Origin of the sequence: Streptomyces sp. G7(2002), from assembly GCF_028870195.1 — a bacterium.
Lineage (GTDB): Bacteria > Actinomycetota > Actinomycetes > Streptomycetales > Streptomycetaceae > Streptomyces > Streptomyces nigrescens.
Genome location: NZ_CP102609.1, coordinates 5,546,219 through 5,571,729 on the forward strand (window position 1 = coordinate 5,546,219; position 25,511 = coordinate 5,571,729).

Genomic DNA, 25,511 nt, shown 5'->3' on the forward strand with positions numbered 1-25,511 from the left:
TTGGGCCCACGGACGGACATCGAGCTGGTCGAGCAGGCGAACACCACCCTGTACGAGACCATCGAGCGCGGTGATCACGAGGCGCTGTCCGAATTGTGGCTGGACGGCCAGGTGAGCGTGGTCCACCCGGGGTGGCCGGTGTTGCGGGGGCGCGGCGAGGTGCTGCGCTCGTACGCCCTGATCATGGCGAACACCGAGTACATCCAGTTCTTCCTCACGGACGTGGAGATCGACGTCATCGGGGACACCGCGCTGGTGACCTGCACAGAGAACATCCTCAGCGGCGGGCCCGCCGAGGACGACGGCTCGGTGGGGCCGCTGATCGGCCAGCTGGTCGTGGCGACCAATGTCTTCCGGCGTACGGAGGACGGCTGGCGGGTGTGGTCGCACCACGGCTCGCCGGTGCTGGCGGACCGCGAGGACGAGGACGAGGACGACGGGAACGGGGGAGCCGGCGAGGGCGGCGAGGAGGCCCTCTGAGCGCCTTCCGGGAGGCGGGCGCCGGACGGGGGCGGATCCGGGCGCGGGCGGGGTGTGAGCCTTGCCATGGCCACGCGCCCTTGCATCCGGAGCCAGGGGCTGCGCCACCGTCAGTGGTCGGCGTCAGCCATTTGGGTGAGGGCGCACCCGTTCGAGCCAAGTGCGGCACGGGTAGGGGTGGGGCGTGGGCAGGGGGGTAAGAGGGCCGCGCGGACGATCTCCCGGCCCGCTGGCTGCTGTCCCACGGGGCAGCGCTTAGCAGCAGGACGGGGTCTTGTCCATAGCCCCCGTGGGCGAGGACTGTCGGTACTCGAAGGTAGATTCGACGGCGGGGCAGTGTTGCCGGATCGCTCCGGCGGCTGCCCGGATCCGACGAACAGTGGCGCCAGAGGTGCCGTGGACCAGTGGGAGTGATTCGCGTGGATCGTGTCGCGCTGCGTGGGCTGAAGGCCCGAGGCCACCACGGGGTGTTCCCCCGGGAGCGCGAGGAAGGCCAGACCTTCATCGTCGACCTGGCGCTCGGTCTGGACACCCGCCAGGCAGCGGCCAGCGACGATCTCGCGAAGACCGTGCACTACGGCGTCGTGGCCGAGGAGGTGGTGGCCGTCGTGGAGGGCGAGCCCGTCGACCTCATCGAGACCCTGGCCGAGCGCATCGCCGACCAGTGCCTCAAGCACGAGGGCGTGCAGGAGGTGGAGGTGGTGGTGCACAAGCCGGACGCACCGATCACCGTCCCCTTTGACGACGTGACCATCACCATCACTCGGAGCCGAGTATGAAGCCCACCCGCCACCCGACCGCCACCCCGCACGGCGCCGCCGCGCACCGCCCCGGCCTGGGTGACCCGACCGTGCAGCCGGTGCCCGCCTCCGTAGTGGAGCAGGTGGACGCCGCCGATGTGACGCTCTCCAACCCCAAACGCGCCGTGATCTCCCTCGGCAGCAATCTCGGCAACCGCCTGGAGACCCTCCAGGGCGCCGTCGACGCGCTGGAGGACACCCCCGGTCTGCGGGTCAAGGCGGTCTCCCCGGTCTACGAGACCGTGCCGTGGGGCGTGGACCCCGGCTCCCAGCCGTCGTACTTCAACGCCGTGGTGCTGATCAAGACGACGCTGCCGCCGGACTCCCTCCTGGAGCGCGGGCAGGCGATCGAGGAGGCCTTCGAGCGGGTCCGCGACGAGCGCTGGGGCCCCCGTACGATCGACGTCGACATCCTGGCGTATCAGGACGTGATCTCCGACGACCCGCGGCTGACGCTGCCGCACCCGCGCGCCCACGAGCGGGCGTTCGTGCTGGTGCCGTGGCACGACATCGACCCGGAGGCCGTGGTCCCCGGGCGGGGCGCGGTGGCCGAGCTCCTGTCCGCGGTCGGCCGCGACGGTGTGGAACCGCGGGCGGACCTGGAACTGCGGCTGCCGGAGTAGTCGTTAGGGTTGCGGGCCGGCTCCCTGCGGGATGCATCCGTACGGAACGGACACGGCGGCCATGACGACAAGGATGGTTGTGACGGCAGAGAAGGGTATGACGGCGCGAGGGGCGATCGCTCGGTGAAGCAGCTACACATCAAGGTGCTGGTCGGGCTGTTTCTGGCGGCCGGGGTGCTCGCCTGGGGCGGCGCCCGGCTGTGGGACTCGTTCGGCACCCTGCCCAGCGTTCCGGTGGCCGCCCCGATCGTGCTGGCGCTGATCGCCGCGGTGCTCGCCGCCACCGCGTTCTCGCTCCGGTCGCGGCTGCGCGCACAGCGCGAGCGCCGGCCGGGCGCCAAGGGCGTCGATCCGCTGGTGGCCGCCCGCGCGGTGGTCTTCGGGCAGGCCAGCGCGCTGGTCGCGTCGCTGGTGGCCGGGCTGTACGGCGGTGTCGGCGTCTTTTTGCTGACCGCCGGGCTGGAGGTCACGGCGCGCCGGGACCAGGCGATCTACGCCGGGCTGTCCGTGCTCGCCGGAGCGGCGGTGGTCGCCGCGGCGATCTTCCTGGAGCGGGTGTGCAAGCTGCCGGACGATGACGGCAACGGCGGGGTGGACGCGGCGGTCTGACGCCGGTCCGGGCCCGCGGTCCGGGCCCGCAGCGCGGGCTGTGGCGCTGTGGCGGGCCGCGGTGCCCTGGTGGGCCGGGCGCCGCAGCGGGCCGCCGCCGCCCCGGTCAGCCGGCCGGGCCCGGGGCCGGGACGCCGGGGCCCGGGACCGTATCGAGCGACACCTCATCGCGCGCGACGTTCGCGGCGTCCGCGGTGGTGGCACGGCGCAGCGCGGTGTGCAGCCGCGCGGGGGTGAGGACCCCCAGGAAACGGTCGCCGTCCTGGACCGCCACCCAGCCCGCATCGTGCTGCAGCATCGTGCTGAGCGCCTGCCTGAGCGGGGCGCCGAGCGGCAGCCGGGCATCCATCCGCCGGGCGTGATCGCGGACGGTGGCGCCCTGCGGGGCGCGCTTCCTCAGACCCGGCCCGGTGCCGTCCGCTGGCGCCGCGGGGGCGCCCGTGAGCGCCGCGGCCGGGACCCAGCCGTGCAGCGCACCGTCGGCGTCCAGGACGACCGCCCAGGAGGCACCGTCGGCGGAGAGCCGGCCGGCGGCGCGGTCCGCGGGGTCGTCGAGGCGGACGACCGGGGGCTGTTCCAGGTCGCCGGGCTCGACGGGCGTGACGGAGAGCCGCTTCAGGCCCCGGTCGGCGCCGACGAACTCCGCGGTGTACGGGGTCGCGGGGGCGCCCAGCACCGTCGCGGGGGTGTCGAACTGCTCGATGCGCCCCGCCCCGTAGACGGCGATCCGGTCGCCGAGCCGCACGGCCTCCTCGATGTCGTGGGTGACGAAGAGGACCGTCTTGCGGAGCGTGGACTGCAGCCGCAGGAACTCGTTCTGGAGGTGCTCGCGCACGACCGGGTCGACCGCGCCGAACGGCTCGTCCATCAGCAGGACGGGCGGATCGGCGGCGAGCGCACGGGCCACCCCGACCCGCTGGCGCTGGCCGCCGGAGAGCTGCTCGGGGTAGCGGTCGCCATAGGTGGACGGGTCCAGGCCGACCAGGTCGAGGAGTTCGGCGGCGCGTGCCCTTGCTTCCCGGCGCGGCCGGCCGAGGAGGTGCGGGACGGTGGCGGTGTTGTCCAGGACGGTCTTGTGGGGGAACAGGCCGACCTGCTGGATGACATAGCCGATACGGCGCCGCAGCTGGACGGGGTCGAGGCCGGATATGTCCTCGCCGTCGAGGAGGATGCGGCCGCTGGTGGGCTCGATGAGCCGGTTGACCATCTTCATCGTCGTGGTCTTGCCGCAGCCCGACGGCCCGACGAGCGTGACGAGTTCGCCCTCGGCGACCTCGAAGGTGAGGTCGTCCACGGCCGTCGTGCCGTCGGGGTAGCTCTTGGTGACGTGCTCGAACCGGATCATGCTTCCCCCCAGTGGTGTACGGCCCATTGTGGCCGGGCGGTCGTGAACGCGGTGTTGCGGGTGGATGGCGAAGTGGCCGGTGAGCTGCGGGAGCGGGCCGATTGTCAGTGGCCGGGTTTAGGGTCGCAGACAGTCACCGGATCGGTGAGCGACCGGGGCGGGGGGTGACGGGCCATGCGGGGCAGTGCTGCCGGGCCGAGCTGCCTGGAGACGAACGACTGGATCTGCGGTGAGTATCTGCGCACCCGCAGCCAGGAATTGGTGGACGCGACGGTCCAGCATCTCGGCATCACGGCCGTGTCCGTGGCGATCGGCCTGCTGATCGCCTTTCCGCTGGCGCTGGTGGCCCGGAGGTGGCGGGGCGCCGCCGGACCGGTCCTGGGGCTCACGACGGTCCTCTACACGATCCCCTCGCTCGCGATGTTCGCCCTGCTGACCCCGGTCTTCGGGGTCTCGGCGGCCGTGGTCGTGACGGGCCTGGTGCTGTATTCGCTGACGATCCTGGTGCGCAACATCCTCGCCGGTCTGCAGGCCGTGCCCGCCGAGGTGCGGGAGGCCGCCCGGGGGATGGGGTACGGCCCGGCGCGGCTGCTGTGCGAGGTGGAAGTCCCGCTCGCGCTGCCCGCGTTGGTGGCCGGGCTGCGGATCGCCACGGTCTCGACGGTGGCGATGACGACCATCGGCTCCGTCGTCGGCTACGGGGGACTGGGCAATCTGATAGCCAGCGGTATGGCGGGCTTCTTCAAGGCGGAGGTGCTGACGGCCTCGGTGCTGTGTGTGCTGCTGGCACTGCTCGCCGATCTGCTGCTGATGGGGCTGCAGCGGCTGCTGACGCCCTGGACGAGGGCGCAGGGGCGGGCGGCGGCCCGTGCGCGGCGCGGCGCCCGTGTGGCGAAGGCGGGGGGCTGAGCGATGGGGGCGATCGCGGGCGCATGGCAGTGGCTGACGACGGCCGCCCACTGGGCCGGGGAGAAGGGGGTGGGGCACCGGCTGGCCGAGCATCTCTGGCTCAGCGGGCTGTGTCTGGCCCTCTCCTGCCTGATAGCCCTGCCGGTGGCGCTCTGGCTGGGGCACCTCGGCAAGGGCGGGGCACTGGCCGTCAATCTCTCCAACGTGGGGCGCGCGGTACCGACGTTCGCGGTCCTGGTGCTGCTGACGCTCAGCCCGCTGGGCACCCGGGGCGACTGGCCGACGATCATCGCGCTGGTGCTGTTCGCGGTGCCGCCACTGCTGACCAACGCCTATCTGGGCATGCGGGAGGCGGACCGCGATGTGGTCGAGGCGGCACGCGGGATGGGCATGTCGGGGCCGCAGCTCCTGCTGCGGGTCGAGATACCGCTCGCCTATCCGCTGATCATGACCGGTCTGCGGTCGGCCACGGTGCAGGTGGTGGCGACCGCGACGCTGGCCGCGCTGGCCGGCGGCGGAGGCCTGGGCCGGATCATCACCGCCGGCTTCGGCAACTACGACACCGCTCAAGTCGTCGCGGGCGCACTGCTGGTGGCCGTGCTCGCCCTGACCGTGGAGGGCGTCCTCGTCCTGGCGGAGCGGCTCCTCGACCCGATGCGGGGACGACGGCGCGCGGCGCGCAGGGCCTCGTATCCGGCCAAGGGCGCGGGGCCGGGCGCGACCCGTGCCGCTCCGGCCTCGGCCCCCGCCCCGTAGGCGACGACCCGACCCGATCCGGCACGACTCGGCCGGACCCGATCCGAACGGACTGAATGGTGGCATCCATGAGCAGCAGATCGCGTGTGGCGCGCACCGCGGTGGCCGCGGGCGCAGTGATCACCCTGGCGGCCGGCCTGGCCGCCTGCGGGGGCAAGAGCCTGGAGGAGAAGGGCGGCGGCAAGGGGGGCGGGAAGGGCGAGCTCGTCATCGGCTCGGCCGGTTTCACCGAGTCGAAGGTGCTCGCCGAGATCTATTCCAGGATCCTGGCCGATGCCGGTTACCGCACGCGGGTACAGACCCTGGCCAATCGCGAGCTGTATGAACCGGCCCTGGAGAAGGGCCAGATCGATGTCGTTCCGGAATACGCCTCCACCCTCGCCGAATTCCTCAACGCGAAGAAGAACGGCAGCAAGGCGAAGCCCGTCGCCTCCAGTGACATCGACAAGACGGTGACGGCACTGGAGAAGCTCGCCTCCCCGCGCGGGCTGAAGGTACTGCCGGCGGGCCGGGCGACGGACCAGAACGCGTTCGCGGTCAGCAAGGAATTCGCCGCCGAGAACAAGCTGAAGACCCTCTCCGACCTCGGCGCATCGAAGCAGAAGATCAAACTCGCCTCGGGTGAGGAGTGCGAGACCCGGGTGTTCTGCAAGCCGGGCCTGGAGAAGACGTACGGCATCGACATCACCGCGCTGGACCCCAAGGGCGTCGGGACCCCGCAGGCCAAGCAGGCGGTCAAGGACGGCACCGACCAACTGGTGCTCACCACGACCACGGACGCCACGCTCGACAACTTCGGTCTGGTGCTTCTGAAGGACGACAAGAAGCTGCAGAACGCCGACAATGTGCTGCCGGTGGTGAATGCCAAGAGCGCCGGTGACAAGGAGATAGCGGCCGCTCTGGGGAAGCTCACCCGTGCGCTGACGACCGAAGACCTGATCACCTTGAACCGCAAGGTCGATGCCGAGCGGCTCAAGCCCACGGATGTCGCGCAGGCTTATTTGGAGTCCAAGGAACTGGTCAAGAAGTAACCAGCGGGAAACGGATCGGCGTGCGGGGCCCCATAGATCCCGCACGCACGGTAAGTTTCTGGCCATGCCACGAGGACGCCACCGTCATTCACCACCCCTCCACCGGCTGCTTCCTCCCTCGACGGTCGCCGGTGCGTCAATCGCCTGCGCCGCGGGCGCGTGGTTTGTCGGCGACGATCTGGTGCAACGGGTGCTCGCCGCGGGCGCGGCGGCCGCCGCACTCACCGGCGCCGTTCTTCTGCGGGTCTGGGACCGCAAGGCCGGCCGGCAGGTCGCCGAACTCAACCGCGCCCGGGTGCGCGACGAGTGGCGCACCGAGGAGCGGATAGCGGAGCTCGAAACGGACGTCGAGGAATCCCGCGAGCTCCGGGCCGGCCTGGAGACCAAACTCCGTGCCAAGCGCGCCGAATTGGCCCGGCTGCGCAGCGAACACGCCGAGCTGCTCCGCCGTTACGCCACCGCCGAGACCGAGCGGGCCAGCGCCCTGGAGGGCCGCCGGCTCCTCGCCATCGAGGCCGCCACCCCGGCCAAGGCGCTGCCGGCCGTCGCCGGACTCTCCCCGGCGCTCCAGCCGTCCCTCAAGCTCTCGACTCCTCCCCCCAGCTCCCGGCTCTACCCGGCCAGGGGGGAGGGCCCTGCGCAGGGGGAAGCACCACGCACAGGGGAAGCCACCGTCCCGGCCCGGCGCGAGCCCGCCGCCACCACCAACACCGACCGCCCCGCCGCCACCTTCGCGCAGGCCGACCAGGCGCTGCGCCGGCTGGCACGCAACGCCGCCCGGCAGCGCGCCGCCCAGAAGTCCGGCCGGTCGTCGAAGGACGGTGCCGGGGCCGCCCGTTCCGGACCGCCCGCCGGCCGCGATGCCCAGGGCGGCCAGGACGGTGAGAAGGGCCGGGGGAAGGCCCCGGCGGCAGCCGCACAGCGCACGGGCGGGACCGACCACGCCCGTACGGCCACCGCCGCCGGACCCGCGCTCCGCCCGGTGCCGGCCACCGCCGCTGCCCTCGCCCCGTCCCGCCCCACCGCGTCCCGTGCGATGGGCGGCTTCGACTTCTTCGGCAACGCGACCGCCGCCGGCCCCCGGCAGCTGGCCGGGCCGCTGGAGGAGGATCTGGCGGACGTCGTCGGGGACGAGGCCCTCGCCGAACAGTCGGCCCGTACACAGCCGTCCGCGGAGCACACCGCGGACGAGTCCGTGCAGACCGAGGGGGAAACGACCACCGGCAGCGGCGCGGTCATCGACCTGACCGCGCACGACGAGACCGAACAGCTCGACCTCGGCGCCCTGCGCACGGCCATCTCCTGACCCGGCCCGGCGCCCTGCGGACGGCCATCTCCTGACCCGGCCGGGCGCCCTGCGCACCGCCATTTCCTGACCCGATCGGACAGCAGTCCGGCCCCGGAGCGCTCCTCGGCTCCGGGGCCGGACCGCGTTCCGGACAGCTGCTTTGCGCTCCGGGCGGGCGGTCGTCCGTGCCCGGGGTCATCGTGCCCGGCGGTCATCCGTACGCGGCGACCCTCGTTGTCCACAGGCTGTGGATACCGGTCGCGGCAGGACCGCCGGCCGCCCGGCCCGCCCCCTACTTGTCGATGTCGCCGACGACGAAGAACAGCGAGCCGAGAATGGCGACCATGTCGGCGACCAGCGTGCCCGGCAGCAGCTCCACCAGCGCCTGGATGTTGTTGAACGACGCCGAGCGCAGCTTGAGGCGGTAGGGGGTCTTCTCGCCCTTGGAGACGAGGTAGTAGCCGTTGATGCCGAGGGGGTTCTCGGTCCAGGCGTACGTCGCGCCCTCGGGAGCCTTCAGGACCTTGGGGAGCCGCTGGTTGACCGGCCCCGGCGGCAGCTCCGCGATCCGGTCCAGACACGCGTCGGCCAGATCGAGCGCATTGTGGCTCTGCCCGAGCAGGCACTCGAAGCGGGCCAGGCAGTCGCCCTCCTCCCGGGTGACGACCCGGAGCGTGGACTGCAGCTCCCCGTACGCCAGATACGGCTCGTCGCGCCGCAGGTCGAAGTCCACACCGGAGGCCCGGGCGATCGGCCCGGAGACCCCGTACCCATGCACCGTCTCCGGCGCGAGCACCCCGACCCCGCGGGTCCGGCCACGGAAGATCTCGTTGCCCAGGACCAGGTTGTCGTAGACGTCCATCCGGGACCGCACATCGGCCACGGCCTGCCGCGCCCGGCCGAGCCAGCCCGCCGGCAGGTCCTCCTTGAGGCCGCCGACGCGGTTGAACATGTAGTGCATCCGGCCGCCGGAGATCTCCTCCATGACGGTCTGGAGCTCCTCCCGCTCCCGGAAGGCATGGAAGACGGGGGTGATGCCGCCCAGCTCCAGGGGGTACGAGCCGAGGAACATCAGATGGTTCAGCACGCGGTTCAGCTCGGCCAGCAGGGTCCGCAGCCAGACGGCACGCTCGGGCACCTCCATGCCCAGCATCCGCTCGACGGCCATGACCACGCCCAGCTCGTTGGAGAACGCCGACAGCCAGTCGTGCCGGTTGGCGAGCATGATGATCTGGCGGTAGTCGCGCGCCTCGAAGAGCTTCTCGGCGCCGCGGTGCATATAGCCGATCACCGGTTCGGCGTGCTGAATGCGCTCGCCGTCCAGGACGAGGCGCAGCCGCAGCACGCCATGCGTCGAGGGATGCTGCGGGCCGATGTTCAGCACCATGTCGGTGCTCTCCGCCGCGCCGCCGATGCCGACCGTCGTCTCCGTCATGGGAACAGTCTTGCAGCACGCCCTCCCGGCGCCCGCCCTGGCCCTCAGGCGCCCCCGGCCCCCAGCAGCCCCGCACATGCCCCGCCCACCGGCTCCAGCAGCCAGCCGAAGCCGCCGAGGCCCGCCGGATCGGTCAGCTCCGCTGCCGACCCGGCCGCACCGAGGGCCCGTACGTACCCGGACGGGTCGGTGGCGGCCAGGGTGAGCGGCGGGCGCCGGCCGTCCACCCCCAGGGCGTGCAGCGCCGCGCGCTGAGTCAGCCGCTCGGCCGACGGCCCGGCGCAGGCGTCCAGCGCCACATGCGCCGTGATGTCGCAGCTGCCGTCCGGGACGGGACGCACCTCGCGGCCGTCGCGGAAGCCGGTGAGCGTGCCGAACAGCGGACGGTCGCCCCGTTCGTGCGCATAGTCGGCGGCGACGGCCAGACCGGCGCGCAGCGTCCCGACGGCCCGAGCCCAGGCCTCGTCCCGGGGGCGGCCGATTTCGGCGCGCAGCCCCGGGGAGCCGCCTCCGGTGGCGTCGGGGGCCAGGGGCGGCGTCCACCAGCGGCGGAGCCACTCCGCGTCCGCGCCGTCCACGGGCTCGCCCAGCCGCTCCGTGCCGTCGGCGCGGACCAGCACCCGGCGCGGCACCCCGTCGTCATCCGTCTCGACGACCTCGACCGGCACGTTGTCGAGCCATTCGTTCGCGAACAGCAGCCCGCTGACCGAGCCCGGCGCCGGCAGCTCGCCCCGCCAGTCGATCCGCGGATCGAGCCCCTGGGGGCGCGCGGCGCGCTCGACCGCGTACGGGCGCACCCGCGCGGACACCTCCGCGGGCAGCGCGGCCAGCACGCCGGTGAGCAGTTCGCCGCGCCCCGCGCCCACATCGACCAGCGCCAGCTCGTCCGGGTGGCCGAGAGCGGCGTCCACGCGGCACAGAAGGGTGGCGACGGCGCCCGCGTAGAGCGGCGAGACATGCACGGAGGTACGGAAGTGGCCGGCCGGGCCGGGGCCGCCGGGCCGGGTATAGAAGCCGCTGTCCGGGCCGTACAGCGCCCGCTCCGTGGCCTCGCGCCACCCGCACCACTCGTTCGTCATCTGCCCCACGGTACGGGCGGGCGGCGGGCCGGCCGGCGGCACCAGGTGCCCGCCCTCCAGCGGTCCGACACATTTGGCCCAGGGATTCTCCACCTTGGGGAGTAGGCCCGGCGCACAGGATCGCTCGCTCGGTTGACTCGTACACGTATTCACGGTGCCTACGCTGGGTTACGTGCAGCGCCTCTATGACTTCCTCCGCAGGCACCCGACAGGGGTGGACACCTTCTGGGCCGTCCCCCTGCTCGGGATCAGCAGCCTGTGGGTCGGGAGCCGCATCGAGGGGTACCAGCAGCCCATCGCCGCGATCTTCACGATCGGCCTGTGCCTCGTCGTCGCGCTGCGCCGCAAGGCCCCCGTGAAGATGCTGCTGCTGACGGCCGCCATCGGCGTCGGCCAGCTGGTCTTCCGCATCGAGACCTACCCCGGCGACGCCGCGATGTTCGCGATCACCTACACCGTCGCGTCCGGGCCCACCGTCCCCCGCTGGGCCTCCCGCTGTGCGCTCGCCGGCGCCGTCTTCGGCCCCGCCCTCTCCTTCTGGCGCTTCAGGGACGAGGAGGGCAGCCAGTCGGTGGGGGAAAGCCTGTTCGTCACCGTGCTGCTCACCGTGCCCTTCGTGCTGGCCTGGGTGCTCGGCGACTCCATGCGCACCCGCCGCGCCTACTGGGCGCAGCTGGAGGAGCGGGCCGCCCGGCTGGAGAAGGAGCGCGAGGCGCAGTCCCGGATCGCGGTCGCGGCCGAGCGCGCCCGTATCGCCCGCGAACTGCACGACGTCGTCGCCCACAACGTCTCGGTGATGGTCGTCCAGGCCGACGGCGCCGCCTATGTGCTCGACGCCGCGCCCGAACAGACCCGGCAGGCCCTGGAGACGATCTCCGGCACGGGGCGCCAGGCGCTGGCCGAAATGCGCCGCCTGCTGGGCGTACTCCGCACCGGCGAACAGCCCGAGGGCGGCGAATACGTCCCCCAGCCGGGCGTCGAGCAGCTCACCGACCTCATGGACCAGGTACGCAGCGCGGGACTGCCCGTCGACTTCCGGACGGAGGGCGAACCCCGCGAACTGCCCAGCAGCGTCGCCCTGACCGTGTACCGCATCGTCCAGGAAGCGCTCACCAACACCCGCAAACACGGCGGCCCCGACGTCGGTGCGACCGTCCGGCTCTCCTACCGGGAAGACGACCTCGATCTGCTCGTCGAGGACGACGGACGGGGCGCACAGCGCGAGCTCTACGAGGACGGCGGGGAGGACGGCCTCGGCCACGGCCTCATCGGGATGCGCGAGCGGGTCGGCATGGTGGGCGGCACCCTGACCGCGGGGCCGCGGCCGGGCGGCGGCTTCCGGGTCAGCGCCGTACTCCCGCTCAAACCGGCCCGGTGAGGGCGCCAACCGGCCAGGACCGGACGGCGTCCTACCGGTGAGGACCACCGACCCGGGAGGATCACTGACCTGTGAGAATCACTGATCCGGTGGACCTCACCGAACCGGTGAGGTCCGCCGCCCCGCCCGCGCTCCACCCCGTACGCTCAGCCCCACTCCTGCTCGAAGGGACCCCCTGCCATGACCATCCGCGTGATGCTCGTCGACGACCAGGTGCTGCTGCGCACCGGTTTCCGGATGGTGCTGGCCGCACAGCCGGACATGGAGGTCGTCGCGGAGGCGGGCAACGGTGTGGAGGCCCTGGAGGTGCTGCGCGGCACCCAGGTCGACGTGATCCTCATGGACGTACGGATGCCGCATCTGGACGGTGTGGAGGCCACCCGGCGGATCTGCGAGGGCGGGCAGAAGGAGGGCGCCCCGAAGGTGCTCATCCTGACCACCTTCGACCTGGACGAGTACGCCTTCTCCGCGCTGAAGGCCGGGGCCAGCGGCTTCATGCTCAAGGACGTGCCGCCCAGTGAACTCCTCGCCGCGATCCGGGCGGTGGAGAGCGGCGACGCGGTCGTCGCACCGTCCACCACCCGCCGGCTCCTCGACCGTTTCACGCCGATGCTGCCCGCCACCTCCGGCGAACCGTCCCGGCCCGAGCTGGAGCGGCTGACGGACCGCGAGCGCGAGGTGCTGCTGCTCGTCGCCCAGGGCCTGTCGAACGGTGAGATCGCGGCGCGGCTGGTGCTCTCCGAGGCCACGGTCAAGACCCATGTGGGCCGCATCCTGACCAAGCTGAGCCTGCGGGACCGCGTCCAGGCGGTGGTGCTGGCGTACGAGACGGGGCTGGTACGGGCGGGGGGAGCGGGGGCTTAGGTCCCCGCTCCGGTCGAGCGCCGCTTCGGTTGAGCGTCGCTCCGGTCGAGCGTCGCTCCGCCGCGCGGTCGGCCGCCCGGACCGCGCCGCCGGGCGGTCGCCCTCAGCGCAGCACGCCCTCAAGGAAGTCGCTGCCCAGCCGGGCCACCACCTGGAGGTCCAGCTGGTGCAGCACATAGCGCCCCCGGCGCCGCGTCTGTATCAGCCCGGCCTTCTTCAGCGTCGCGATGTGCCGGGACACCTCCGGCGAAGTGATGCCGAACGCGATCGCCAGCTCCCCCGTCGTGTGCGGCCCCCGCGACAGCGTCCGGCACAGCTGCATCCGCATCGGGTGGCCCAGCGCCTCCAGCCGCTGCTGGACGAGTTCCAGCGCGGCCGGCGCCGGCAACTCCGGGCCGGCGACCGGGTACTGGACCACCGGGCGCCAGCCGGGGGCGTGGCTGAACAGCAGATGCGGCCAGCCGAACGACGTCGGCAGGAAGGTGACGCCCGGATCCCCGGGGCTCGCGAAGGCCGTCGTACGTCCCTGGGCCAGCTTGTCGACCAGGATGCGGGTACCGCCGCTGCCGTCCTGTGTGTCCTCCAGGGACAACGCCTTCGATGTCGCGGACAGCGTCTCGGCCAGGCCCTTGCGGCGCAGCAACTCGGTCTTGTGCCGGGCATCGGCCGCCAGCTGGATGCCCACCCTCCGCCAGATGTCGCCGAAGAACGCCTCCTCACAGTCCTCGAACAGACGGCGCAGCCACACCCGCAGACCGTCGGGGTCGGTGAGCATCCGGTCGGTGAAGGCCGCCTGCCGCGGGCCGCGCGCGGCGGCCATCTCCCGTACCCGCGCCCGCTCGTCCGCGTCGACCAGGGGCGACGGGGTGGGGCGGGTGTAGCGCGCGGAGCAGGTGATCTCGAAAGCGGCGGCCACGAACCGTTCGTCGTCGATCGTGTCCAGCTCGTCCAGTTCCTCGGCCAGCGTCGCCCCGGGGCGGGCCGGCAGCAGGATGTCGGAACGGGAGGACCGCCACAGGAAATCCGCCTCGCACAGCCGGTCGGCGAGGTCGGTCTTCAGCGCCGCGTTGGTGGCGGTGACCCAGCCGTGCAGCCCGGGGTGGTGCCCCGGCTCGGACAGCGCATGCAGCGCGGCGCCCAGCTCCGCCAGGGGGGAGGGGGTGAAGACGACGCGTTCCGGCGGCAGCCCGGTGATGTCGATGACGTTGGCCATGCGCCCATCATGCGCGAGGCTCCCACCTGCACGGACGTCGTTTGACGGCTCCCCGTCAAACGACGCGCCACGAACGGCCGGACCGCCGCACAGTGAGGGACATGAACGCCGGTCAGCAGCACCTCCTCGACACCTACCGCGCCGCCCAGCGAGGCGAAGCCGCACCGCCCGCCCCGGGCACCCACACCGTCCGCACCGCCCGCGAGATACAGCAGTGGTACCGCTTCCGCGCCGTCGTCACGGCCCCCGCCGACCGCCTCCCGTCCCGCCTCCGCCGCGCCGTCCACTCGGCGGCCGCGGGCCTGCTCCGGCGGGGGGCGGCGGAGCGGGTGGACGGGGCGGCGGAGGGGGTGGACGGGGTGGTGAGGTCCGGGGTGGGGAGGGGGCAGATGTCTGAGGCGGGGAGGGCGTCGACGTCCGGAGTGGGGAGGGCGCCGACGCCCGGGCCGGGGAGGGCGCCGGCGTCCGGGGCGATGTGACTGCCCGGCGTTCGGTGGGGGCCCCGCCCCTCTGCCCCCGCCCCCTCCGCCCCCGCCCACCCCCTCCCCCCACCCCGCATCACCCCACGCGCCGCAAGCCGTTCACGAAGTCCACGAACTCCACGAATTCCCCGGCCGCCGACCGGATGGCGTCATCCGTCCAGGCCAGGGCGGATGCGCCGACCATGATCTCTGTCAGCGCCACCCCGGGCGGGCCGGCCGGGCCCGGCTCGTACCAGTTCCCGAACAGCGCGGTCCCGGTTTCCTCCGCCTGGCGCACCACGGCCTCGTTCAGCAGCTCGGGTGGATACGGCAGCCACACCTGGAACTGGTGGGTGTGCGGCACCCCGGGGTGCACCCGGAACCACGGCACACCGGCCTCGGCCAGGCCCTCGTCCAGCGCACGGGCCACGGCCTTCGCATGGGCCACGTACTCCGGCAGCCGTGGCAGCTCACGGTCCAGCCCGGCCAGGGCGGCCAGCGCGGCCGGCCACTGCTGGAACAACTGGCCGCCGTACCGGTGCCGCCAGGCCCGCGCCTCCTCGATGAACTCCTCGGTGCCCGCGAGGGCGGCGCCCGATATGCCGCCCAGCGACTTGTAGTAGGAGACATAGACGCTGTCCGCGAGGGCCGCGATCTCCGGGAGGGCGCGACCGAAGTGCGGGCCGCACTCCCACAGGCGCGCGCCGTCGAAGTGCACCACCGCTTCACGGTCCCGCGCCGCTTCCACCGTCGCGGTCAGCTCGTCCCACGCTGGCAGCACGAATCCGGCGTCCCGCAGCGGGAGTTCGAGGGCGAGGGCGCCGAACGGCTCCGGCAGGTCGTATATCTCCGCGGCGGTCGGTGGCCGTGGGGCGCTCGTCGGATGCACCATGCGCAGCCCGCTGACCACCGCCCAGGCATCGCGCTCATGTACCTCCATGTGCGACAGCGGATGGCCGGCGACCGTCGCATTGCCCGTACGCCCCGCCCAGCAGCGCAGCGCCACCTGCTGGGCCATCGTGCCGGTCGGGAAGAAGGCGGCGGCCTCGGTGCCCAGGGCGCCGGCGGTCCGGCGCTCCAGCTCGCCGATGATGCCGTCGTCGTTGCCGTAGAGGTCCGTCCAGCCGTCCAGGTCGTAGGCGGCCGGGGCGTCGGCCACCAGGCGGTCCATCCGCTCGCGGACCGTCTCCCGCCCGACGCCCTCCGACAGCACGCGCCGTGCGCCGCGGAACGCCGCGCGCATCCGCTCCCGCTCGACGCGAGCGACCCCCACCCCGGCCGGAGCGCCTCCCTCGGCCCCGCCCGGAGAGCCGGACCCGGCGCACTCCCCGGCACCGACCGAACCCCGCGCCCCCTCGCGCACCGCCCCGCTCGCCGGACGCCCCGAGCCGGTCCCCGGAGCACCGCCCGAAGCGCCGTCCCACACCTCCCCCGACGCTTCCCCCGCCGCACCGCCCGAAGCTCCCCCCGAGCCCTCATCCATGCCGCGTGCGCCTGCTTGGCTCATCCGCCTCACACCCCCGTGCTGCCCTGGCCCGCGCCTTCGCGTGCCGTTGCACCGATCCTCGCCCAGCCCCGCGCGGCGCCGCGACCCCTGTGGATAACTCGCGGGAGAGACCCCGGTCTCACCTTCCGTACAGCTCTGAAAGCCACCGGAAACACTCGCGTAGCATGGCGAGGAATCGTCCGGTACCCCCCGCGGACTGGAACGGAAGGCCATTGCCGCGTGAACGCAATCCCACCCCTTGAGGCCCAGGACCGCCCCGCCCGGCTGACCGTCGGGGTCGTCGGCGCGGGCCGTGTCGGGCCCGCCCTCGCCGCTGCGCTGCAGCTCGCAGGGCACCGCCCGGTTGCCGTGTCGGGTGTGTCCGACGCCTCCGTACGCCGCGCCGCCGAGCTGCTGCCCGACGTTCCACTGGTCACCCCGGCCGAGGTCCTCGCCCGCGCCGACCTGGTCCTGCTGACCGTCCCCGACGACGCCCTGGGCGACCTGGTGAGCGGCCTCGCCGAGACCGGCGCCGTACGGCCCGGCCAGCTGCTGGTGCACACCTCGGGGAGGTACGGAACGGCGGTCCTGGACCCGGCCACCCGCGCCGGCGCCCTGCCGCTCGCCCTGCACCCGGCCATGACGTTCACCGGCACCTCCGTGGACGTCCAGCGGCTGGCCGGCTGCTCGTTCGGTGTGACCTCGCCCGACGAGCTGCGGATGGCCGCCGAGGCGCTGGTCATCGAGATGGGCGGGGAGCCCGAGTGGATCGCCGAATCCGCCCGTCCGCTCTACCACGCGGCGCTCGCCATCGGCGCGAATCACCTGGTCACGCTCGTCGCCCAGTCGATGGAGCTGCTGCATGACGCGGGGGTGCAGGCCCCGGACCGGATGCTGGGCCCGCTGCTCGGCGCCGCCCTGGACAACGCCCTGCGCTCCGGTGACGCGGCGCTGACCGGCCCGGTCGCACGGGGCGACGCCGGCACCGTCGCCGCCCATATCGCCGAGCTGCGCCGGCACGCACCGCAGAGCGTCGCCGGGTACGTCGCCATGGCCCGTACGACCGCGGACCGGGCGCTGGACCACGGTCTGCTGAAGCCGGAACTGGCCGAGGACCTGCTCGATGTGCTCGCCGACTCCGGCGACGGCCCCGGCCCCGGCCCCGCCCCGGGCACCCCCGACGCCTCCGGCCCGGACCCCGACGCCCCCGGCCACGGCCCCGAGGGAGGCGACCGATGACCTCCTCGCCCCTGAGCCCGCCCCCCGAACCGGGCTCCCACCCGGACGCCACCGCGGCACCGGACGTGCCCGTGAACCAGGAGCCGGACCAGCCCATGGACGAGAGCCGCCCCACCCAGCCCGTCCGCCCCTCCGGCCCCGCGCACCTCCTCCACACCGCCGCCGCCCTGCGCGATCTGCCCCGCGGCACCGGGGACCGCGCCGTCGTCATGACCATGGGCGCGCTGCACGAGGGCCACGCCACCTTGGTCCGCGCCGCCCGTCGCCGGGTCGGCCCGCGGGGCCAGGTCGTCGTCACGGTCTTCGTCAACCCGCTGCAGTTCGGGGCGGGCGAGGACCTCGACCGCTATCCGCGCACCCTGGACGCGGACAGGGAGCTGGCGGCCGCCGCGGGCGCGGACGTCGTCTTCGCCCCGTCCGCCGACGAGGTCTACCCGGGCGGAGAACCGCAGATCCGGATCACCGCGGGCCCCATGGGCACCCTCCTGGAAGGCGCCAGCCGCCCCGGGCACTTCGACGGGGTGCTGACCGTCGTCGCCAAGCTGCTGCATCTGACCGCACCGGACATCGCCTTCTACGGGCAGAAGGACGCCCAGCAGCTCGCGGTCATCACACGGATGGCCGCCGACCTCAACTTCCCCGTCGAGATCATCGGGGTCCCCACGGTGCGCGAGGAGGACGGCCTCGCCCTCTCCAGCCGTAACCGCTACCTCTCCGCCCCGGAGCGGCGCACCGCGCTCGCGCTGTCGGCGGCGCTGTTCGCGGCCCGCGACCGGCTCGCCGCCGAAGAGGCGCTGCGCGCCCGCGCCGCCTCCACGGGCCACCCGGCGCAGGACCGTGCCGCGGCGCTGGCCGCCCTCGGCGAGGACCGGGCCGCCGCCGACGCCCACGCCGTCGCCTACGCCGCCGCGGGCCTCCCGCACGGCCCGTCCGTGGCGCGCGCCGCGGCCCGCGCGGTACTCGACGACGCCGCCCGGCTCGACCCGCCGCTCACCCTCGACTACCTGGCGCTCGTCGACCCGTCCGACTTCACCGAGATCCCGGACGCCTACGAGGGCGAGGCCATCCTCGCGGTCGCCGCCAAGGTCGGCACCACCCGGCTGATCGACAACATCCGTCTCGTCTTCGGAGCCGGGCGAGCCGGACCGACCGCCGCCCACCAGGGCGGCACCCTCACGGACGCCGCCTCTTCGGACGCCACCACGCCGGACGGCCCCGCTGCCGCCGCACCCGCCACGCCTCCCACCACCCCCCAAGGCCCCCTCGGAGCGACCCGATGACCGCCACCGGAACAGCCACCGGACCCGGCCCCGCAGCAGGCACCGGCATACGTCTGAGCGCCCCCGCCCCCGGATGGTCCATCGAAGCGGATGTCGTCGTGGTGGGCTCCGGTGTGGCCGGGCTGACCGCCGCGCTGCGCTGCGCCGCGGCCGGCCGGCGGACCGTCGTCGTCACCAAGGCCCGTCTGGACGACGGCTCCACGCGCTGGGCACAGGGCGGGGTCGCGGCCGCGCTCGGCGACGGCGACACCCCGGAGCAGCATCTGGCCGACACCCTCGTGGCGGGCGCCGGACTCTGCGACGAGAGCGCCGTACGCACCCTGGTCACCGAAGGCCCGGATGCCGTCCACCGGCTGATCGGCACCGGTGCCCGCTTCGACACCGCACCGGGCAGCGACGAGATAGCGCTCACCCGCGAGGGCGGCCACCACCGCCGTCGTATCGCGCACGCCGGCGGCGACGCCACCGGGGCCGAGATCTCCCGTGCGCTCGTCGAGGCGGTCCGCGCCGCCGGGCTGCGCACCATCGAGAACGCCCTGGTCCTCGATCTGCTCACGGACACCGAGGGCCGCACGGCCGGTGTCACCCTGCACGTCATGGGCGAGGGCCAGCACGACGGCGTCGGGGCCGTCCACGCCCCGGCGGTGGTGCTCGCCACCGGCGGTATGGGGCAGGTCTTCTCCGCGACCACCAACCCGCCGGTCTCCACCGGCGACGGGGTGGCCCTGGCGCTGCGCGCCGGCGCCGAGATCTCCGACCTGGAATTCGTCCAATTCCACCCCACCGTCCTGTATTTGGGGCCGGAAGCGGAAGGCCAGCAGCCGCTGATCTCCGAGGCCGTACGGGGCGAGGGCGCCCTCCTCGTCGACGCCGACGGCACCCGCTTCATGGTCGGCCGGCACGAACTCGCCGAACTGGCGCCGCGGGACATCGTCGCCAAGGCGATCATGAGCCAGGCGCACGAACAGGGCGTCGAGCACATGTATTTGGACGGCCGTCACTTCGGCGCCCAGATGTGGGAGACCCGTTTCCCCACCATCCTCGCCGCCTGCCGCAGCCATGGCATCGACCCGGTCACCGAGCCGATACCGGTCGCCCCGGCCGCGCACTACGCCTCCGGCGGCGTACGCACCGACCTGCGCGGGCGCACCACGGTCCCCGGCCTGTACGCCTGCGGCGAGGTCGCCTGCACCGGCGTCCACGGCGCCAACCGGCTCGCCTCCAACTCCCTTCTGGAGGGCCTGGTTTTCGCGGAGCGGATCGCCGCGGACATCACCGCGCCGCACACCCCGGAGGCCGCGGCCGGCGACGCACCCTGCACTCCGGCGCACGACGCGGCGGAGCACACCGCGCCTCCCGCCCCCTCCGCGCCCCGCACCACCCTTCCGCTGCTCGCCCCGGAGACCCGTACGGCCGTGCAGCGGATCATGACTGCCGGCGCCGGCGTGCTGCGCAGCGCGGAGAGCCTCGCCCGGGCGGCCGCCGAACTGGACCGCCTCCACCGTGAGGCGACCGCGGCGGCCGGCCCGGCGGGCCGTGACGAACCGGCCGGTGCGACCGCCACCGGGAGCGCCGCCCCCGCCGACCGCAAGGCCCCCGAGCCCGGCGTGGAAGCCTGGGAGGCCACCAACCTCCTGTGCGTCGCCCGGGTGCTGGTCGCCGCGGCGCAGCGCCGGGAGGAGACCCGCGGCTGCCATTGGCGCGAGGACCACCCGGACCGGGACGATGCCTCCTGGCGCCGTCATTTCCGCATCACCCTGGAAGCGGACCGGGCGCTGACCATGCGTACGACGGCGACCGCCGAGTTCCCGCCGACGGTCACCCCGTAGCCACCGACCCCACCGCCGGCCAAGACAGACCGCACCGCACACCCCACCTCCCCGAATACGGAGCCCACCCCGTGAGCAGCACCCCCGACGACCTCCCCCTCCTCCAGATCGGCGGGCCCGCCGGCAGCGACGGCCCCAGCGGTGGCTGCGGCGACGCCTGCGGCTGCGGCGGCGACGAGAGCGCGTACGAGATCGACCCGCTGACCTGCGGCCTCGACCCCGACCTGGCCGCGCTCCTGGTGGCCGCCGGACTCGACCCCGTCCAGGTCGAGGACATCGCGCATCTCGCCGTCGACGAGGACCTCGACCAGGGCGTGGACGTCACGACCGTGGCGACCGTCCCCGAGGACGCGGTCGCCACCGGCGACTTCACGGCCCGCGAGGCCGGTACGGTCGCCGGGCTGCGGATCGCCGAGGCGGTGCTGTCCATCGTCTGCACCGACGAGTTCGCGGTCGAGCGGCACGTCGAGGACGGCGACCGGGTCGAGGCCGGCACCCCGCTGCTGAGCGTCACCACCCGCACCCGCGACCTGCTCACCGCCGAGCGCAGCGCGCTGAACCTGCTGTGCCGGCTGTCCGGCATCGCGACCGCGACCCGGGCCTGGGCGGATGTGCTCGACGGCACCAAGGCCAAGGTCCGCGACACCCGCAAGACGACGCCGGGCCTGCGCGCCCTGGAGAAGTTCGCGGTGCGCTGCGGCGGCGGCGTCAACCACCGGATGTCGCTGTGCGACGCGGCGCTGATCAAGGACAACCACGTGGTCGCTGCGGGCGGCGTCGCCGCGGCGTTCACTGCCGTACGCAGCGAGTTCCCCGGGGTGCCGATCGAGGTGGAGGTCGACCGGATCGACCAGATCCCGCCGATCCTCGCCGAGGGCGCCGATCTGATCCTGCTGGACAACTTCACCCCCGAGCAGACCCGGGAGGCGGTGGCCCTGGTCGCCGGCCGCGCGATGCTGGAGTCGTCGGGCCGGCTGACCCTCGACAACGCCCGCGCCTACGCCGAGACCGGCGTCGACTACCTCGCGGTGGGCTCGCTCACCCACTCCTCCCCGATCCTCGACATCGGCCTCGACCTGCACGAGGACGACGGGCAGGGTGGCCGGGGCGCGGCCGACGACGTGCGTGAGGACCGCTGACCGCCATGCTGCTGACCATTGACGTAGGAAACACCCACACGGTTCTCGGCCTCTTCGACGGCGAGGAGATCGTCGAGCACTGGCGGATCTCCACCGACGCCCGGCGCACCGCCGACGAGCTCGCCGTCCTCCTCCAGGGCCTGATGGGGATGCATCCGCTGCTCGGCGACGACCTGGGCGACGGCATCGAGGGCATCTCCATCTGCGCCACGGTGCCCTCCGTCCTGCACGAGCTGCGTGAGGTCACCCGCCGCTACTACGGCGATGTGCCTGCCGTCCTGGTGGAGCCTGGCGTCAAGACGGGCGTGCCGATCCTCATGGACAACCCCAAGGAGGTCGGCGCCGACCGGATCATCAACGCCCTGGCCGCCGTCGAGCTCTACGGCGGCCCCGCGGTGGTCGTCGACTTCGGTACGGCCACCACCTTCGACGCGGTCAGTGCGCGCGGCGAGTACGTCGGCGGCGTGATCGCACCGGGCATCGAGATCTCCGTGGAGGCGCTGGGCGTCAAGGGCGCCCAGCTCCGCAAGATCGAACTGGCCCGCCCGCGCAGCGTCATCGGCAAGAACACCGTGGAGGCCATGCAGTCCGGCATCCTCTACGGGTTCGCGGGCCAGGTCGACGGCGTGGTGCAGCGCATGGCACGGGAACTGGCCGACGACCCCGACGACGTGACCGTGATCGCCACCGGCGGACTGGCGCCGATGGTGCTCGGTGAGTCATCGGAAATCGACGAGCACGAGCCGTGGCTCACCCTCATCGGTCTCCGGCTGGTCTACGAGCGGAATATCGCCCGCTCCTGACGGAACACCGCCCGGTGCGCGGAAGCTTTTCCCGCGCCGGACGATCGGTGGTGCGGCTCGCTGCCGCGCCACCGTTCACGAATTAAGCGGCTTTTGTCGGAAACGGTCGTAAAGTCGCCACATGCCAATGCCAAACGGAACCCGCGGCGGCATGGCGTTCAGCGCCGATGAGTTGCGTGTGCTCCGTCGCGCCCTCGCCCATGCCCTGCAGACGACGTCCCACCCCGCCCCGCTCGGCGCCCTCGGCCTCGAGTGGACCCAGGACATCCAGGAATACCTCCGGCTGGCCGAGGCGGTCGACGAGGCGGTCCGCGAAGGCGGCCGGCTGCGCGCCTTCCTCCTCGCCGACCTCGCCCGCTACCGCGAAACCCTGCCCGGCTCGGCCACCGGCTACCTCACGCGGCTCAAGGAGGCGCTGGCAGCGGGCCATGTCCCCGGCCCCGACGATCTCGCCGCCCTGCGCTCACTGCCGCGGTCCGGCGCAAAGGCCGAGTCCGAGCGCCGCAGCGCCCTGCTGCGCCACTGCGAGCAGCTCGCCGAACAATCCGTACGGACCCGGCTGCGCGCGCTGCCAGGCGGCCGCTCAGCCGGCCGTGGCGGCGGGCGGGAACCGGAGCCCGAGCGGGAGCCGAAGCCGGAGCGCAAACCCCAGCCCGCGCCGGCGCCGCGCCCCAAGGGCCCGCAGCGGGACCGGCCGATCCCCACACCGGGCGAGGTGTTCCCGCCCCGCCGCAAGCCCGCCCCGCCCCCCGAGAGCCGCACCGCCTGAGCGCTGCGTACTCTGGACACTCACGCCCCAAAGGAGGCCATACGCCATGGATTACGTCGCAGCGCTGCTCCCGCCCGTAGTGATGGCCGTGGCCTTCACCGCCCTGATCGTGACGATCATCAAGAGCCAGGGCGGGGCGAACAAGGCCAAGGAGGACGCCGCCGTGGACGCGGCCCTGGCGCGCGCCGAATCCGCCGGTCAGGAGCCCACGGCGCACGGCGCCTGAGCCGCCCGCCGCCCTTTCGGCGGCCCGCGCGCACCGTACGACCCGGGATCGACCGTCCCGGGTCGTACATCCTTTTTCCGGCCCAAACGCAACGAGATCAACGGGCATACGCGACATCTCCCACTATTGTTCTTGTGTGCCGAGACGCTTGGGTGATCTGGAAGACGCGGTCATGACGCGGGTCTGGGAGTGGAACCGCCCGGTCACCGTTCGAGAAGTCCTGGAAGATCTGCAGAAGGAACGGTCCATCGCCTACACCACGGTCATGACCGTATTGGACAACCTTCACCAGAAGGGCTGGGTGCGCCGCGAAGCAGAAGGCCGCGCCTATCGATATGAGGCGGTCTCCACTCGCGCCGCCTACGCGGCCGCACTGATGAACGAGGCATGGTCCGCCAGCGACAACCCCGCGGCCGCTCTTGTCGCCTTCTTCGGCATGATGTCGCCGGAACAGCGACAGGCCCTGCGCGATGCCGTACGCATGGTCCAGATCGACGAACCCGCGGAAGACCCGGAACAACAGGCACAAGAGGCGGAAGAGACCGCACCGGCGGAAGAACGCACGGCACAAGCGGCAGCGGAAGGGGCCGGTGAAGCCGGGCCCGCCGAAGGGGATGAACCCGGGGCGAGTGCCACCGGCAAGGGGCGATAGCGTCCCGGCATGCCTCCGCATTCAAAAGGCCTCACCGTCCGCCGTGCCAGGACCAGCGATGTACCGGCCGTACGCCGCCTCATCGATGCCTACTCACGCGACGGGATCCTGCTCGACAAAGCCACCGTCACGCTTTACGAGGACATCCAGGAGTTCTGGGTGGCCGAGCGCGACGAAGACGCCGAGGTCGTCGGCTGCGGAGCGCTCCACGTCATGTGGGAAGACCTGGCCGAGGTGCGCACCCTGGCCGTGGATCCGCGGATGAAGGGGTCCGGAGTCGGCCACCAAGTCCTAGAGAAGCTGGTGCGCACCGCGAGCTGGCTCGGAGTGCGGCGCATTTTCTGTCTCACCTTCGAAGTCGACTTCTTCACCAAGCACGGCTTCGTGGAGATCGGCGAAGCGCCGGTAGACGGTGATGTCTACAGTGAGCTGCTGCGTTCCTATGACGAGGGCGTTGCGGAGTTCCTGGGCCTCGAACGAGTGAAGCCCAACACCCTGGGTAACAGCCGGATGCTTCTGCACCTGTGATGAGTGTTCTATGTCCGAATCGCTCCCCTATCTCATGGGTACGGAAGCATGCGTTCCCCGCTGTGTGGGCAAGTGAACCCTACCCAAGGGTTTGTGTTTTTCCCGGAAAAGCGGTTTGCTTTCCGTCGTAATCCGCATTCGATGAAAGGGAAACCGGTGGCACAGAAGGTTCAGGTTCTTCTTGTCGATGACCTCAACGGTGGCGAGGCGGACGAGACGGTGACGTTCGCTCTCGACGGCAAGTCCTACGAGATCGACCTCTCCGACAGCAACGCCCAGAAGCTGCGCGACTCGCTCGCCGACTTCGTGAAGGCGGGCCGCCGTACCGGTGGCCGCGCTTCTTCGGGCCGTGGCAAGGCGCGTGGTGCGGCTTCCGGTGGCAGCCAGGACACCGCGAAGATCCGTGCCTGGGCCAAGGAGAACGGCTACAACGTCAATGACCGTGGCCGTGTCCCCGCCGACATTCGTGAGGCATTTGAGAAGGCCAACGGCTGATCGCCCCACGCGCGGTCCGATTGGGCATTACCAGCACGCATCAACCGGGCACGGTGGCACTCCGTCGCCGCCGCGCTCACGAGTCGTACGAGGTCGGGGGCGTCCCCATCGTCCCCGTTTCCTGCTCCCAACCCCGTGGTGGGCAGGGAATTCTCCGCCTCGTAGCCGGGCCGGGGAGGTCGCACCCATCGCGCGGCCTCCCGGGAACCGAATCCGTATGACGGTGCTGCGCCAGTGGGGAACACCGGCGCGGGCATCCGGTCTCCGGTCCCACGCGCCGTGAGATCCGGGACAAGCGCGCCCCACTCCAGCCATTCCAGGATTCCCGGGAGTTCCTCGGCGCCGCCGGCCGCGATGAGCATGAGCAATTTCGGCCGATCACTGGCGTGATTCCCGTCGCATCCGGCCCGAAGGAGTGCCACCGGGCCGGTGTGCGGCAATCGCCGTAGTACGGCACTTCCCGCCCCGGCCGGCATCTCCAGGACATCGAAGCGCAGCCCCGTCAGCAGCTCCACCGGCTCCGTTCCGGTGGACGGCCAGCCCAGCTCCTCCTCGTACCACCGGCGCACGGCGGCGAGGGGAATGCGGGGGCGCGGAAGCACGCGGGCCATGCCCGGAGCAACTCCCGCACATCCAGGAAGTTACGCTGGGTGCAGGCATGGATACGCACCGCACCCGCGGGAGGGCGCGGAGGTGCATTCGATGGCGTGCGGATGTTCGCCCGTAGCGGATGGAAGCGGCCCGCGCCGCATGGAGTGTCAGTGGCAGCGGGTAAGACAGTCTCAGTGGGAAGA

General features: G+C 72.6%; 27 protein-coding genes. 21 read left to right on the forward strand and 6 right to left on the reverse strand.

Annotated features, from left to right (window positions below):
• The 4 genes from NUT86_RS23525 to NUT86_RS23540 all read left to right on the forward strand — a co-directional run bounded on the left by NUT86_RS23525 (position 1) and on the right by NUT86_RS23540 (position 2,512).
• Positions 1-480, forward strand: coding sequence for a nuclear transport factor 2 family protein (locus NUT86_RS23525; RefSeq protein WP_109896352.1), 480 nt, complete (start codon positions 1-3; stop codon positions 478-480).
• Positions 481-899: 419 nt separating this feature from the next.
• On the forward strand, positions 900-1,259 hold the full coding sequence (folB, locus tag NUT86_RS23530; RefSeq protein ID WP_018092961.1) for a dihydroneopterin aldolase: 360 nt from the start codon (positions 900-902) through the stop codon (positions 1,257-1,259).
• Complete coding sequence (gene folK, locus NUT86_RS23535) at positions 1,256-1,903, forward strand: 2-amino-4-hydroxy-6-hydroxymethyldihydropteridine diphosphokinase (RefSeq protein ID WP_018092962.1); 648 nt, start codon at positions 1,256-1,258, stop codon at positions 1,901-1,903. Before folB ends, folK begins: the two co-directional genes overlap by 4 nt.
• 123 nt (positions 1,904-2,026) lie before the next feature.
• Complete coding sequence (locus NUT86_RS23540; protein WP_127152387.1) at positions 2,027-2,512, forward strand: DUF3180 domain-containing protein; 486 nt, start codon at positions 2,027-2,029, stop codon at positions 2,510-2,512.
• A gap of 106 nt (positions 2,513-2,618) precedes the next feature.
• On the opposite strand, the gene NUT86_RS23545 is transcribed toward NUT86_RS23540, so the two are convergent.
• A complete protein-coding gene (locus tag NUT86_RS23545; RefSeq protein WP_274737478.1) occupies positions 2,619-3,857 on the reverse strand; it encodes an ABC transporter ATP-binding protein in 1,239 nt (412 codons plus the stop codon).
• A 174-nt stretch (positions 3,858-4,031) separates the two neighbouring features.
• Between NUT86_RS23545 and NUT86_RS23550 the strand changes: the two genes are divergently transcribed.
• From NUT86_RS23550 to NUT86_RS23565, 4 genes are all read left to right on the forward strand, one after another.
• Positions 4,032-4,766: an ABC transporter permease gene (locus NUT86_RS23550; protein ID WP_159486933.1), complete on the forward strand. Its 735-nt coding sequence runs from the start codon at positions 4,032-4,034 to the stop codon at positions 4,764-4,766.
• A gap of 3 nt (positions 4,767-4,769) precedes the next feature.
• Positions 4,770-5,522 carry an ABC transporter permease gene (locus NUT86_RS23555; RefSeq protein ID WP_274737479.1) on the forward strand — a complete coding sequence of 251 codons (753 nt, stop codon included), beginning with the start codon at positions 4,770-4,772 and terminating at the stop codon, positions 5,520-5,522.
• Between the two features lie 68 nt (positions 5,523-5,590).
• On the forward strand, positions 5,591-6,553 hold the full coding sequence (locus NUT86_RS23560) for an ABC transporter substrate-binding protein (protein ID WP_274737480.1): 963 nt from the start codon (positions 5,591-5,593) through the stop codon (positions 6,551-6,553).
• Between the two features lie 64 nt (positions 6,554-6,617).
• The gene (locus tag NUT86_RS23565) at positions 6,618-7,859 is read left to right on the forward strand and encodes a hypothetical protein (protein WP_274737481.1); all 1,242 of its coding nucleotides are present in this window, start codon (positions 6,618-6,620) and stop codon (positions 7,857-7,859) included.
• 274 nt (positions 7,860-8,133) lie between these two features.
• Here NUT86_RS23565 and NUT86_RS23570 read toward each other — a convergent pair whose 3' ends face one another.
• Both NUT86_RS23570 and NUT86_RS23575 read right to left on the reverse strand, forming a co-directional pair.
• Complete coding sequence (locus NUT86_RS23570; protein WP_148591893.1) at positions 8,134-9,276, reverse strand: NADH-quinone oxidoreductase subunit D; 1,143 nt, start codon at positions 9,274-9,276, stop codon at positions 8,134-8,136.
• Between the two features lie 44 nt (positions 9,277-9,320).
• Positions 9,321-10,355 carry an SAM-dependent methyltransferase gene (locus NUT86_RS23575; protein ID WP_274737482.1) on the reverse strand — a complete coding sequence of 345 codons (1,035 nt, stop codon included), beginning with the start codon at positions 10,353-10,355 and terminating at the stop codon, positions 9,321-9,323.
• Between the two features lie 172 nt (positions 10,356-10,527).
• Here NUT86_RS23575 and NUT86_RS23580 point away from each other — a divergent pair, with 172 nt between their 5' ends.
• Both NUT86_RS23580 and NUT86_RS23585 read left to right on the forward strand, forming a co-directional pair.
• Positions 10,528-11,733, forward strand: coding sequence for a sensor histidine kinase (locus NUT86_RS23580; RefSeq protein WP_159486923.1), 1,206 nt, complete (start codon positions 10,528-10,530; stop codon positions 11,731-11,733).
• 180 nt (positions 11,734-11,913) lie between these two features.
• Positions 11,914-12,597 carry a response regulator gene (locus tag NUT86_RS23585; protein ID WP_018092972.1) on the forward strand — a complete coding sequence of 228 codons (684 nt, stop codon included), beginning with the start codon at positions 11,914-11,916 and terminating at the stop codon, positions 12,595-12,597.
• Positions 12,598-12,700: 103 nt separating this feature from the next.
• Here the strand turns inward: NUT86_RS23585 and NUT86_RS23590 are convergent, their stop codons facing one another.
• The gene (locus tag NUT86_RS23590) at positions 12,701-13,810 is read right to left on the reverse strand and encodes a DUF5937 family protein (protein WP_018092973.1); all 1,110 of its coding nucleotides are present in this window, start codon (positions 13,808-13,810) and stop codon (positions 12,701-12,703) included.
• Between the two features lie 101 nt (positions 13,811-13,911).
• Between NUT86_RS23590 and NUT86_RS23595 the strand changes: the two genes are divergently transcribed.
• Entirely contained in the window at positions 13,912-14,289 is a 378-nt protein-coding gene (locus NUT86_RS23595) for a hypothetical protein (protein ID WP_274737483.1), read from the forward strand.
• Positions 14,290-14,368: 79 nt separating this feature from the next.
• Here the strand turns inward: NUT86_RS23595 and NUT86_RS23600 are convergent, their stop codons facing one another.
• Positions 14,369-15,514 carry a threonine aldolase family protein gene (locus tag NUT86_RS23600; protein ID WP_274740590.1) on the reverse strand — a complete coding sequence of 382 codons (1,146 nt, stop codon included), beginning with the start codon at positions 15,512-15,514 and terminating at the stop codon, positions 14,369-14,371.
• 483 nt (positions 15,515-15,997) lie between these two features.
• On the opposite strand from NUT86_RS23600, the gene NUT86_RS23605 reads away from it, so the two are divergent.
• From NUT86_RS23605 to NUT86_RS23650, 10 genes are all read left to right on the forward strand, one after another.
• The gene (locus tag NUT86_RS23605) at positions 15,998-16,996 is read left to right on the forward strand and encodes a Rossmann-like and DUF2520 domain-containing protein (protein ID WP_159486921.1); all 999 of its coding nucleotides are present in this window, start codon (positions 15,998-16,000) and stop codon (positions 16,994-16,996) included.
• A 95-nt stretch (positions 16,997-17,091) separates the two neighbouring features.
• Complete coding sequence (gene panC, locus NUT86_RS23610) at positions 17,092-18,276, forward strand: pantoate--beta-alanine ligase (RefSeq protein WP_274740592.1); 1,185 nt, start codon at positions 17,092-17,094, stop codon at positions 18,274-18,276.
• Entirely contained in the window at positions 18,273-20,105 is a 1,833-nt protein-coding gene (locus NUT86_RS23615; protein WP_274737484.1) for an L-aspartate oxidase, read from the forward strand. Before panC ends, NUT86_RS23615 begins: the two co-directional genes overlap by 4 nt.
• Before the next feature lie 71 nt (positions 20,106-20,176).
• Entirely contained in the window at positions 20,177-21,244 is a 1,068-nt protein-coding gene (nadC, locus tag NUT86_RS23620; RefSeq protein WP_018092979.1) for a carboxylating nicotinate-nucleotide diphosphorylase, read from the forward strand.
• 5 nt (positions 21,245-21,249) lie between these two features.
• Positions 21,250-22,047: a type III pantothenate kinase gene (locus NUT86_RS23625; RefSeq protein ID WP_018092980.1), complete on the forward strand. Its 798-nt coding sequence runs from the start codon at positions 21,250-21,252 to the stop codon at positions 22,045-22,047.
• 151 nt (positions 22,048-22,198) lie between these two features.
• On the forward strand, positions 22,199-22,816 hold the full coding sequence (locus NUT86_RS23630; protein WP_274740594.1) for a hypothetical protein: 618 nt from the start codon (positions 22,199-22,201) through the stop codon (positions 22,814-22,816).
• A 46-nt stretch (positions 22,817-22,862) separates the two neighbouring features.
• Positions 22,863-23,042 carry a hypothetical protein gene (locus tag NUT86_RS23635; RefSeq protein ID WP_018092982.1) on the forward strand — a complete coding sequence of 60 codons (180 nt, stop codon included), beginning with the start codon at positions 22,863-22,865 and terminating at the stop codon, positions 23,040-23,042.
• Positions 23,043-23,214: 172 nt separating this feature from the next.
• Positions 23,215-23,694, forward strand: a complete 480-nt coding sequence (locus NUT86_RS23640; RefSeq protein WP_018092983.1) for a BlaI/MecI/CopY family transcriptional regulator — start codon at positions 23,215-23,217, stop codon at positions 23,692-23,694.
• A gap of 9 nt (positions 23,695-23,703) precedes the next feature.
• Positions 23,704-24,222, forward strand: coding sequence for an amino-acid N-acetyltransferase (locus NUT86_RS23645; protein ID WP_018092984.1), 519 nt, complete (start codon positions 23,704-23,706; stop codon positions 24,220-24,222).
• Between the two features lie 156 nt (positions 24,223-24,378).
• The gene (locus NUT86_RS23650) at positions 24,379-24,717 is read left to right on the forward strand and encodes a histone-like nucleoid-structuring protein Lsr2 (RefSeq protein WP_018092985.1); all 339 of its coding nucleotides are present in this window, start codon (positions 24,379-24,381) and stop codon (positions 24,715-24,717) included.
• Here NUT86_RS23650 and NUT86_RS23655 read toward each other — a convergent pair.
• Positions 24,648-25,328, reverse strand: a complete 681-nt coding sequence (locus NUT86_RS23655; protein WP_078518814.1) for an SCO3374 family protein — start codon at positions 25,326-25,328, stop codon at positions 24,648-24,650. The two genes, NUT86_RS23650 and NUT86_RS23655, sit on opposite strands and share 70 nt — an antisense overlap.
• Positions 25,329-25,511: the final 183 nt, after the last annotated feature.